The organism is Actinacidiphila acidipaludis, from assembly GCF_019890725.1.
GTDB classification, from domain to species: Bacteria; Actinomycetota; Actinomycetes; order Streptomycetales; family Streptomycetaceae; genus Actinacidiphila; species Actinacidiphila acidipaludis.
Genome location: NZ_JAINZZ010000041.1, coordinates 56678 through 67738 on the forward strand (window position 1 = coordinate 56678; position 11061 = coordinate 67738).

8 protein-coding genes are annotated in these 11061 nt (G+C 74.0%); 6 read left to right on the forward strand and 2 right to left on the reverse strand.

The window, feature by feature from the left end:
- Nucleotides 1–176 precede the first annotated feature (176 nt).
- Both K7862_RS26105 and K7862_RS26110 read left to right on the forward strand, forming a co-directional pair.
- Nucleotides 177–2495, forward strand: coding sequence for an ATP-binding SpoIIE family protein phosphatase (locus K7862_RS26105; protein WP_222966782.1), 2319 nt, complete (start codon nt 177–179; stop codon nt 2493–2495).
- 122 nt (nt 2496–2617) lie between these two features.
- On the forward strand, nt 2618–3394 hold the full coding sequence (locus K7862_RS26110; RefSeq protein WP_372461682.1) for an SDR family oxidoreductase: 777 nt from the start codon (nt 2618–2620) through the stop codon (nt 3392–3394).
- A gap of 40 nt (nt 3395–3434) precedes the next feature.
- On the opposite strand, the gene K7862_RS26115 is transcribed toward K7862_RS26110, so the two are convergent.
- Complete coding sequence (locus K7862_RS26115) at nt 3435–4073, reverse strand: PadR family transcriptional regulator (protein WP_222966786.1); 639 nt, start codon at nt 4071–4073, stop codon at nt 3435–3437.
- 80 nt (nt 4074–4153) lie between these two features.
- Between K7862_RS26115 and K7862_RS26120 the strand changes: the two genes are divergently transcribed.
- Complete coding sequence (locus K7862_RS26120) at nt 4154–4852, forward strand: ABC transporter ATP-binding protein (RefSeq protein WP_222966788.1); 699 nt, start codon at nt 4154–4156, stop codon at nt 4850–4852.
- Nucleotides 4849–7704 carry an FtsX-like permease family protein gene (locus K7862_RS26125; RefSeq protein WP_308012192.1) on the forward strand — a complete coding sequence of 952 codons (2856 nt, stop codon included), beginning with the start codon at nt 4849–4851 and terminating at the stop codon, nt 7702–7704. The genes K7862_RS26120 and K7862_RS26125 overlap by 4 nt, the downstream gene beginning before the upstream one ends.
- A gap of 63 nt (nt 7705–7767) precedes the next feature.
- On the opposite strand, the gene K7862_RS26130 is transcribed toward K7862_RS26125, so the two are convergent.
- Nucleotides 7768–8697, reverse strand: coding sequence for a DoxX family protein (locus K7862_RS26130; RefSeq protein ID WP_262413813.1), 930 nt, complete (start codon nt 8695–8697; stop codon nt 7768–7770).
- 282 nt (nt 8698–8979) lie between these two features.
- Between K7862_RS26130 and K7862_RS26135 the strand changes: the two genes are divergently transcribed.
- A complete protein-coding gene (locus K7862_RS26135) occupies nt 8980–9270 on the forward strand; it encodes a DUF4190 domain-containing protein (RefSeq protein WP_222966792.1) in 291 nt (96 codons plus the stop codon).
- Nucleotides 9271–9543: 273 nt separating this feature from the next.
- The gene (locus K7862_RS26140) at nt 9544–10962 is read left to right on the forward strand and encodes a serine/threonine-protein kinase (protein WP_262413821.1); all 1419 of its coding nucleotides are present in this window, start codon (nt 9544–9546) and stop codon (nt 10960–10962) included.
- Nucleotides 10963–11061: the final 99 nt, after the last annotated feature.

The following is an 11061-nucleotide window of genomic DNA, read 5'->3' on the forward strand; positions in this document are numbered from 1 at the left end:
CCGCCCGGGCGCGCTCCGCACGGCGGCCGCAGGTATGCGGAGGTACGCTCGGATAGTCCGGAACCGCCCCGTGCGGGCGGCCCGACTCCCACCTTTGCGGCCACCGGACCCTCCGCGACGTCAGCAGGGGCGGTGCGGCAGGACCGCGTCCGCCAAGGGCGGAAGGCACCCGGCCCATGAGAAACCTTCCGAACGACCCGGGGGATCCGCGGAGCGACGCGGCCGTGGAAGCCGAGTTGCCCGCGGTGCTCCTGCCCCCGCTCGCGGAGTGCGTCACCGCGGCCGGCGCCGTCGCAGGCATCGTCTATCTGGCCGACCCCGACCGGTCACGGCTGCGGGCGGCCGTCATCCAGGGATCCATCCCCTTCGTCTTCGGCATGCCCGACGTCATGTCCACCGACGACCGCTACGCCTCCGCCACGGCCTGGCGCACCGGCGAGGTCACGATGGGCGGCGAACCGGCCCCCGAGCCCGGCGACGCGCCCTTCCCCCATGTGATCCCCTTCCCCTACTCGGCTGCCGCCGTCCCGCTGGCGCGGGGCGGCCACCGCTACGGCGCCCTGACCGTGGTGCGGCTGCCGGAGCCGGGCGAGGACTGGGCGCTGAGCGACGCCCGGCGGACACATCTGGTCGCGGTCGCCGAGCGCCTGACCACCCGGCTGGCCGCCCTGGAGGCGCGGGGCGTGCCGGTGACGCCGGGCCCGAATGTGGTACTGGTGCCGACCCCCGGCACCCACCGCGACACCGCGGGCGAGTGGGGCGTGCCGGGCGTGGACGGTTCTGGCGGCTGGTCACTGATGTTCCAGGTGCACAAGCTGAGCGCCCGGCTGACCCGGGTGACCGGGCTGGACGAGATCGCCCCGGCGGTCGTGGAACGGGTCATGCGCCCCTTCGCCGCACAGGGCGTGATCATCGGGCAGATCACCGACGGCCGGCTGTGGATCATGGGCAGCGACGGCGTGGGCTCCTCCGTGATCCGCGAGCTGCACGGCGCCGCGATGACGGCGGGCACACCGTGGGCCGACGCCGCCCTGACCCTGTTCCCGAAGTTCTTCCCGAGCCGCGCCGAGCTCCGCCGCCGGTACCCCGGGATCTTCGACGGCGGGGACGTCGCCGGGAGCTGGGCCTTCCTGCCGTTGTCCGTGGGCAACCGGCCGGTGGGCGTCTGCTGCCTGTCCTTCGCCGACGAGCGGCGCCTCGACACCGAGGAGCAGGCGGCGCTGATGATGCTCACCGACCTGCTGGCCCCCGCCATGGAGCGGGCCCGGCTCGGCGCGTACGAACACGTCCTGTCGGAGAGCCTGCAGCGGACGCTGCTGCCGCGGGAGCTGACCGCGCTGCCCGGCGTGGTGACCACCGCCCGCTACGTCCCGGCCCGCACGGACGCCGGTCTGGGTGGCGACTGGTACGACGTGATGGAGCTGCCCGACGGGCGCATCGGCCTGATCGTCGGCGACGTCGAGGGGCACAGCACGGACAGCGCGATCGTCATGGGGCAGCTGCGCAGCGCGGTCTTGGCGTACGTCAAGGAGGGTCACGACCCGGCCGCGGTGCTCGGGCGCGCCGGGCGGATGCTGGCCGATCTGGAGACCGAGCTCATCGCCTCCTGCTGCATCGCCTTCCTCAACGTCGAGGACGGCGTCCTGGAGGTGGCGCGGGCCGGGCATCCCCCGCCGCTGCTGCGCCATCCCGATGGGCGGCTGGAGTATCTCGACGTCGTTCCGGGTGTGCCGCTGGGCATCACCCCGGCCTCGGGGACGAACTGCTCGAGCGTCGTCCCTCCGGGTGCCACCCTGATGCTGTACACCGACGGCATGCACCGGCCGAGCACCGGCGACATCCCCGCGGCGGCGCTGGACCTGCTGGCCTCCGCGGACGCCGACCTGGAGGAGCTGGCGGACCGGCTGGTCGAGACGACGGCCGACGGTCACGACGACCTGGTGCTGCTGCTGGCGCACTACGAGGGCGGGGTCGCGGGCGCCAGTCGGCGGATCGAGCAGATGGAGATCCCGCGGCACGACCTGCGGGGCGTCGCGGACGCGCGCCGGTTCGTGCGCAAGTGCCTGGAGAAGTGGGACGCGCCGCAGATCTCCGACGCCCTGGAGATGATCACGTCCGAGGCCGTCACCAACGCCCTGATCCACGCCGACAGCGATGTCGGCGTCCGGCTGCGCGAGTACGACGACCGCGTGCGGCTGGAGGTCCGCGACTCCGACGCCCATCCGCCGCTGCCGTCGGCCATGTCCGTGTCGGAGGAGGACGAGCAGGCGCAGGCGGAGCACGGCCGCGGGCTGGTGATCGTGGACAGCCTGGCGACCGCGTGGGGCAGCTCGCCGCACGGCCGGGGGAAGACGGTGTGGATGGAGCTGAAGTCCGAGAAGGACGACGGCCCCGGCCCGCAGGAGGATCCGGCGCGGAATCCCGCCGACGCACATCCCGCGGACGCCCGTCCTGCGGACGAAAAGCCCGCGGACGAAAAGCCCGCCGGCGAATAGCTCGCGGACGATCGAGCAGGACTCGCGGACGGCGCGGCATAGGAATTTTGGGCGCGCCGCGTTTGAATTCCTGTGGCGATTCGCAGAACCGCACCCCGCGAAAGGAACATGGCGTGAGCACCATTGTGAGCGATTCCCTGGAGGGCCGACGCGCCCTGGTGACGGGCGGCACCAAGGGAACGGGCGCGGCCGTCGCGCGCCGGCTGGCCGAGGCGGGGGCCACCGTGCTGGTGACCTCCCGCAGTCGCCCGGAGGACGTGGACCCGCAGGGCTTCGTCGCCGCGGACCTCAGCCGCGCGGACGGCGCGGCGGCCGTGGTCGAGGAGACCCGTCGCCGGCTGGGGGGCGTCGACATCCTGGTGAACGTGCTCGGCGGCTCCGAGGCGCCCTCGGGCGGCTTCGCCGCTCTGCGCGAGGAGGACTGGGCCCTGGAGCTGAACACCAACCTGCTGGCCGCCGTGCGCCTGGACCGCGGCCTGCTGCCCGGCATGATCGAGGCGGGCCGGGGCGTGATCGTCCATGTCTCCTCCATCCAGCGCCGGATGCCGCTGTGGAACGGGACGCTCGCCTACGCCGCCGCGAAGGCGGCGCTGACGACGTACAGCAAGGGCCTGTCCAACGAGGTCGCCCCGCACGGGATCCGGGTCAACAGCGTCTCCCCCGGCTTCGTGCAGACCACCGCGGCCGACAATCTCGTCGCCCGGATCGCCGAGAACGCGGGCATCGGCCACGACGAGGCGCTCGGCCGGCTGATGGACTCCCTCGGCGGCATTCCACTGGGGCGGCCCAACCGTCCTTCTGAGGTCGCCGAGTTGATTGCGTTCCTGGTCTCGGACCGTGCCTCGTCGATCGTCGGCGCCGAGTACGTCATCGACGGCGGCACCACGCCCACCGTCTGAGCACGGTTCGGTAGGGGCCGGGGAGCGTCACCGTTCCGGTTCAGCCGGACCGGTGGCGGGCCTCGGCGTCATCGCCCGGTGCCCGCTGCCCGTCCGCGGGCCGGCCGTCCGCGGCCCCGGCGGACGCGGACTCCACGGACGCTGCCCCCGCGGCCGCCTCGGCGAGGGCGGCGAGCCGCTGCGGCGCCGCGTCGACCAGTTCCAGGTCGGCCTTGGTGTGGGCGATCGCCGCGTCGATCAGCAGGGAGACCAGCGGGTCGTCGGCGTGGGAGCGGCGCAGCCGGGTGAGGCCGCCGATGTCGGACAGGTAGGTGCCGCGCTGGGCTTCGACCAGGGACGCGAGCGCTTCGGGGCCCAGGGACGCGGCGCCGAAGAGCTTGAGGAAGAGCTCGTCGCGGTACCCACCGGTGCGCACCCAGGCGGTCGTCGCCCAGGTCAGGAGCTCGTCGCGGCCGGAGGCGGTGAGGCGGTACTCGTTCTTGTCCGGGCGGTCGCTCTGCGGGACCGGAGAGCGGGTGATGTAGCCGTCGCGGACGAGCCGTTCCAGGATCTGGTACAGGTGGCCGATGTTCAGGCCGCCCCACTGCGGCCCCACGGCCTGCTCGAAGCGGCCCTTGAGCTCGTAGCCGTGGTCCGCCTTCTCACTCAGCAGAGCGAGCACCGCGTGGTGCAGTGGCATTTACACCCCTCCTAGGTTGTGACAATGTACCCCTGCGATGCGCTGCATTGCGACAATGTAGAAGAGGGGGATCGCCCGACATGCGCGTGACGCTGCGGGAAGTGACCCGGCACTACCCGGGGTTGACCGCCCTGGACGCCGTCGACCTGGAGGTCGGGGACGGCGCGTCCGTCGCCCTGACCGGGCCGTCGGGAGCCGGGAAGTCGACGGTGCTGCACCTGGCCGGCGGGATGGACCGTCCCGACCAGGGCGTGGTGGAGATCGACGGCGAGGAGCTGACGGCCCGCCGGCTGGACGCCCACCGCCGCCGGACCGGCTTCGTCTTCCAGCGCTTCCACCTGCTGCCCGCGCTGACCGCGCTCGACAACGTCCTGGCGCCGGTGCGGCCGCGCCGCGTGGACTTCGACCGGCGCGAGCGCGGCATGGAACTGCTCACCGCGGTCGGCCTGGAGGGTCGCGCCCAGGCGCTCCCGTCGGAGCTGTCCGGCGGCCAGCGGCAGCGTGTGGCGATAGCGCGGGCCCTGGTGAGCCGCCCGAAGCTGCTGCTCGCGGACGAGCCGACCGGCAACCTGGACAGCGCGACCGGGCGGGACATCGTGGACCTGCTGCTGGACCTGCGGGAGCGCTTCGGCATGACGATGCTGCTGGCCACGCACGACGCCGAGGTGGCCGCCTCCTGCGACCGGATCATCCGCCTCCAGGACGGCCGGATCACCGCCGACGACACCGTCGCCCCCGCCGCGGACGCCCTCGACCGGCTCGGCGGGTACCGCCCGTGATCCTCCGGCGCCCACGCATCGGCCGGCCCGGCCTGCTCGGCATGATCGCCTCACAACTGCGGCGGCGCCGCTCGCGCGCGCTGGCGCTCGGCGCCGGCACGGTGGTGGCGGCGACCAGCTTCACCCTGCTGACCACGGCGGTGACCACCAGTCAGGCCCAGACCGTGGGCGTGGTCCAGCACAACGTCCGGTCCGCCTACGACGTCCTGGTACGTCCCCAGGGCTCGGAGACCCAGGTGGAGAAGGACCGCGACCTGGTCCAGGCGAACTTCCTGTCCGGCATCTACGGCGGCATCACCCTCGGCCAGTACCGGGCGATCGGGAAGCTGGCGGGCGTCCAGGTCGCCGCGCCCGTGGCCAACGTCGGCACCATCATGGTGCACAACGACTTCCACATCGACGTCTCCCGCTTTCTGAAGTCGTCGGCGCAGTCGCAGGTACTGCGGGTGAGGACCACGGTCAGCACCGGCCTGCAGAGCGTGCCCGGCTCCGACGAGTACCTCTATCTGACCCGGGCACCCCTGAAGCAGGTGCACGAGGTCGGAGGCCTGGACTTCTGGCACGAACTCCTGGGGCAGAAGACCGGCACGTCCACGTACTACGTGTGCTGGTACTACAACTCCGACAAGTCGGAGCTGCTCATCGACGGCTACGGGAAGCCGCTGAAGCCCATCGACCTGCCCGAGGACCTCCGCGAGTGGTCCCCGTTCAACCCCGACGTCGACGCCCGGCTGACCTGTCAGAGCGGCTCCGGCCAGGGGTACGTCGACGTACCGGTCAGCTACCCGGTGCTGCTGTCGGCCATCGATCCGGACCAGGAGAACCGCCTGGTCGGCCTGGACCACGCGACCGTCGCCGGACGCGCCCTGCGCGAGGGCGACAAGCCGGCGTGGCTGCGACCCCCGGACGAATCCCCGTACAACAGGGTCCCGGTGGTCCTGAGCAGCCGTGCCCTGACGTCCGGACGACTGGAGGGCTCCGTCGAGCAGCTCGACGTGCCCGACCCCGGCACGCTCGCGAAGAACCTCGGCGGCGTCCACGCGCACACCTTCCTCAACGGGCTGCGCGGCACGCCCGTGGGGAAGGTCGGCGCCGACCTCGACCAGGGCTTCCCGTCGACCGGGCAGAGCTTCGTGGACGGCGACGGGCCGTACATCGACACCGACGAGTACTGGACCACGGGTCCGGTGCGGTACACCGCCACAGGAAGCGTGCTCCACCCCGTCGTGCGGCCGGCGCAGTCCCGGGAGACCTGGCGGACCATCATCAACCAGCAGTTCGTCACGGACGTCCCCGAGGAGAACAAGGGCACCCAGTTCCGGACGGTCACCCCGCACTCCGCCACCTTCGACTGCGGTGGCATGAGCAGCATCTGCATCAACAGGGACTCCGGACGACTGCCGGCGCCCGTCCTGGACGTCGTCGGCCGCTACGACCCGGACCGGCTGCCGGGGTTCTCCGCCCTCTCCGCGGTCCCCATGGAGACCTACCGGCCCCCGTCGGTCGTCGGCGCCGACGCGGCCACCCGCAGCGCCCTGCACGACGCGCCGCTGCAGCCCGACCGGAACCTCGGCGGCTACCTCGGTGCACCACCGACCCTGCTCACCACCCTCGACGCGCTCACCACACTGACGAAGAGCCGTCACACCCCGGACCTGCAGGACAAGGCGCCGATCAGCTCCATCAGGATCCGGGTCGCGGGCGTCACCGGTGTGGACGCCGTCTCGCGGGCGCGGGTCAGTGCCGTCGCGGGCGAGATCCACCGCGCCTACCCGGACCTCCAGGTCGACATCACCATCGGCAGTTCCCCGGCCCCGCAGAACGTGGCCCTGCCCGGTGGACTGACGGTCCGGGAGGACTGGACGGCCAAAGGCGTGGCCCTGCGCATCCTCAAGGCCGCCGACCGGAAGAGCGAGATCCTCTTCGTGCTGGTCCTCGTGGTGTGCGCGCTGTTCCTGTCGCAGGCGGCCCTCGCCTCGGTGCGCTCGCGGCGCACCGAGATCGGCACGCTGCGCTGCCTGGGCTGGAGCGGCAGCGAGGTGATGCGGCTGATCGTCGGGGAACTGGCGGTCGTCGGCGCCCTGTCCGGTGCGGTGGGCACCGTCCTCGCCTACGTCCTCGGCGCCGCGCCGGGCATGAGCGACGCCGCGGTCCGAGCCGCTCTCGTCCTGCCGGTCGCCCTGCTGCTCACCGTCGTGGCCGGGCTGCTGCCGGCGTGGAAGGCGACGCGTCTGGGGCCGCTCGACGCCGTCAACCCGCCGGTCACCGGGACCGGCCGGGCGTCCCCCGTGCGCTCGGTACGGGCGCTGGCCTGGCGCAACCTGACCCGCACGCCCGGACGCACCGCGCTCGGGGCGGCAGGCATCGCCCTCGGGGTGGCGGCGTTCACCGTGCTGCTGGCGCTCACCCTGGGCTTCCGGGGCCAGGTCGCCGGCTCGCTGCTGGGCAACGCCGTGGTGGCTCAGGCCCGTTCGGTCGACTACGTCTCGGTGGCACTGTCCCTGCTGCTGGGCGCGGCCGGCGCCGTAGACGTCCTGGTCCTCTCCCAGCGCGAGCGTGCCGCGGACCTGGCGGTGCTGCGGGCGACGGGCTGGAGCGACCGTGAACTGGCTCGGCTGTCGCTGTACGAGGGCGCCCTGCTGGGCCTGCTCGGCGGAATCGCCGGCGCTGTCGTCGGGCTGGCCACCGTGCTGCCGCTCGGCGCCGGGCTGCTCGGCGGCCGACTGCCCGCCCTCACGGGCGCGGCGCTGCTGGCCACCGCGGCGGGAGTGCTCCTGGTGTGCGGTGCGCTGACCGTGCCGATCCGCGCACTCTCGCGGATCGCGCCCGTCCAGGTGCTGGCCGAGGAGTGACGGCCACGCCGCCGCGGACATGACGCCGCCGCGGGGCGCGGCCGGGCCCCGCGGCGGCGGTCCTCACGACAGGTGCCGCCGCACGCTGCCGGTGGCGTCGTGCAGGCCCGCGGCGGCGTGGTGCGCCGCGGTGTTCGCGGCCTGGGCGGCCGTGTGCGCCGCGGTGTTCGCGGCCTGGGCGACGCTGTGCCCGGCGGCGGCGACGGTCCGGGCGGCGGTGTGCGCGGCCGGGCCCGCGGCCTCGGCCGCGCGGTGCGCCGCGGTCGCCGCGGCCTGAGCCGCGTTGTGGGCCGCCGGGCGCGCGGCCTCGGCCGCGTGGTGGGCCGCGTCGCCCGCGGCGTGGGTGACCGTGTCCACGGCCCGGCCGAACTCGTGCCCCAGTCCGCCGGCGGAGTCCGCGACCGAGGCCGCCGCCCGCCCGAGCGTCTCCCGGGCGCCCTCCGCGGCGCCCCCGGCACGCGCGACCGCCGCCTGCATGGCCTCGGCGGCGTCGGCCGCCCGTGAGGCGACCGCGTGCAGGGCGTCCGCCGCCTCCCCGGCGCGCGCCGCCACCGCGTGCCCGGCCCCGCCGGCGTCCGCGGCGGCGCGGCGGGTGGTGCCACGGGCGCGGTAGGCCAGCGACGGCCTGCCGTGGGTGTCGGCGGCAGCGAGCAGCAGCCCGCCCATCAGCGACACGTTCTTCATGAAGTGCCGCCGCTGCACGGCTCGTTCCTCGGGATCCTCGACGGTCCAGAAGCGATGGGCGTCCAGGGTGGCGGGCACCAGGGTCGCGGCGAGCGTCAGCGACGACAGCCGCGGCAGCCTGCCGGCTGCGAGCAGCAGACCCGCGCCCACCTGTACGGCGGCGTTGATCTGCGTCAACTGCCGCTCGTCCTGCGGCAGGAAGGACACACGGCGGGCGACGGGAAGCAGCACCGACTCCTGCTTCGGCGCCGGGGCGGACCGGTCGCGCAGGGCTCCCACTCCGCTGGTGATGAACACGGAGGCCAGCATGGGCCGGGCAACTCTTCTCAGGACAGCCATGTTGTGCGACTGCCCGGGTGTCCGGGTCGGCATACCGGGCGTCACGGCACGGCTTCCCGCGAGCGCCGGCAGCCCGACGGGCCTGCGCCCAGGGTGAATTCGCCGGGCCCGGGCAGGAGGCCCTTGAGGAACAGACGAGTCCGCGCCGGCACCGGCCGCAGAACGCGTTCCGCGACGACCGCTGCCGCGCCCGGCGCAGCCGCACCGGCAGGTGCGGACGAGGACTCCCCAAGCGAATCGGGAGACGACCCCATGACTTACAGCTACGGCACCTCGCGATCGCCCCAGGCCCGGGCGAAGAGCAACCCGATGGCCGTCGCCGCCCTGGTGTGCGGCATCGTCGGGCTCTTCGTCCTCAGCGTGGTCCTCGGCCCGCTGGCGATCGTCTTCGGCAGCCTCGGCATGCGCAACGCCGACCGCGGCGCCGCCCGCAACCACGGCATCGCGCTGGCCGGCGTGATCCTCGGCGCGATCGACGTCGTCCTCTTCGTCATCGCCATGATCGCGGTCAGCAACGGCGGGTTCAGCTGGCACATCGGCTGACCCCGCGGCCCGCCGCATCCGTCCCGCCGCCTGCGGGGACGCGCGCGACGAGGACGCACCCGACGGGGACGTTTACGCGGTCGGGGGCGGGTAGCCGAAACCTGACCGCAGACCGTCCCCGGACGGTCCTCATGTGCCGCGGACGCGACGGAGACCCGGGTAAGGGGAACAGGGTCCCGTCCACCCCGGCGGTGGCGACACCGCCGGCCCGGCAGATGCCCCGGTCCAGTCACGGCGGCTGGCCCCTGACGCGCTAAGGAGTCCGGCGCTGTGATGTTCTCGGATCGCTATCGACTGGACGCGCCGCTGGGACGCGGCGGAATGGGCGAGGTCTGGCGGGCCTGGGACACCCGGTTGGGCAGGCCGGTGGCCGTGAAGGTGCTGGCCGGTCCCGCTTCGGTCCCCGAGGACGCGGTGGCCCGCTTCCAGCACGAGGCACGGACCGCCGCCCGCCTGAGCCACCCCCACATCGTGGGCGTGTACGACGTCGGCGCGGCGGACGACCGGTCCTTCCTGGTGATGGAACTGGTTCCGGGCCGCAGCCTGGCGCAGGAGCTGCGCGAGGAAGGGCCGCTGTCCCTCGCCCGGGTCGCCGAGGTCGCCACGCAGACCGCCGAGGGGCTGGCCGCGGCCCATCGGCGCGGGATCGTGCACCGGGACATCAAGCCGTCCAACCTGCTGACGGGCGAGGGCGGTTCGGTGAAGATCGCCGACTTCGGCATCGCGCGGAGCGAGAGCGGGGAGACCACTGTCGCGTCCACCGTGACCGGCACGGTGCTCGGCACGACGCTCTACCTCTCTCCCGAGGCGGCCAGGGGCGGTCACGCCGGCAGCCCGGGCGACATCTACGCCCTGGGCTGCTCGCTGTACGAACTGCTGACCGGTCGGCCGCCGTTCACCGGCGAGCACCCCATAGCCATCCTGCGGCGGCACGTCGAGGACGCCCCCGTACCGCCGCGAGACCTGCGCCCGGACATCCCGCGGAGACTGGACGCCTACCTGCTGCGGATGCTCGCCAAGCAGCCCGGAGAGCGGCCCACCGCAGCGGAGGCCGCCGAGTGGTTCGCGGACGACGCCTGGCAGGACGAGCTGCCCGACACCACTCGGCGCCTCGCCGCCGTCGAGCCGCCGGCCCGGCCCGTCGTCCCGGCGGTCCAGGCCGCCGGGACACCCGGCCAATTCCGGACCGCGCCGCAGCGGACGAAGGGCCGGCGACTGGCGCCGACGGCCGGTACGGTCACGGCGGCCGCCGCCATCGCCGCCGCGACGCTCGTCTTCGCCTCACCCACCGCGGACGGCAACTCGCCGACCCTGCCCACCCGTCCGTCGTCGAGCCAGAAGGCGGGTACGAGCGCGCACCACGCGGGGGCCGGACCGGCCGCCGCGGCCGACGCCGACGTCCGCCGTCCGAGCCGGGGCGCCGCGGGCGCGCCCGGACCGAAGCGGCCCGCGCCACCCACGTCCTCGGCGCCCACGACGGCTCCGAGCCACCCGGGCCCCACCTCGGCCGCGCCTGTTCACCCGTCCTCCCCGGTCACCGGTCCCCCGAAGCCGGCGCCGCATCCCACGACGCCCCCGCCCACGGACTCCGGCAGCGCTCCCGGGCCCTCGGCCAGCCCCAGCGCGCCGTCGACGCCGCCGCCCACCTCCCCCGACCCGAGCCCGCCCGCCGACGGTTCGCAGGGCGAGTAGGCGTCGCAGTAGCGGGACCAGCAGCCGCAGGGCGATCAGCGGTCCGACTCGGGCCAGACGTAGGGGAGACCGGGTGGTGTGCCCCGGGAAGAGCGGACG

Bases quoted from the DNA above. Each gene is read 5' to 3' on its own strand.
- K7862_RS26105 (WP_222966782.1), top strand. From the start codon at position 177: ATGAGAAACCTTCCGAACGACCCGGGGGATCCGCGGAGCGACGCGGCC.
- K7862_RS26115 (WP_222966786.1), bottom strand. From the start codon at position 4,073: ATGCCACTGCACCACGCGGTGCTCGCTCTGCTGAGTGAGAAGGCGGAC.
- K7862_RS26120 (WP_222966788.1), top strand. From the start codon at position 4,154: ATGCGCGTGACGCTGCGGGAAGTGACCCGGCACTACCCGGGGTTGACC.
- K7862_RS26130 (WP_262413813.1), bottom strand. From the start codon at position 8,697: ATGCTGGCCTCCGTGTTCATCACCAGCGGAGTGGGAGCCCTGCGCGAC.
- K7862_RS26135 (WP_222966792.1), top strand. From the start codon at position 8,980: ATGACTTACAGCTACGGCACCTCGCGATCGCCCCAGGCCCGGGCGAAG.
- K7862_RS26140 (WP_262413821.1), top strand. From the start codon at position 9,544: ATGTTCTCGGATCGCTATCGACTGGACGCGCCGCTGGGACGCGGCGGA.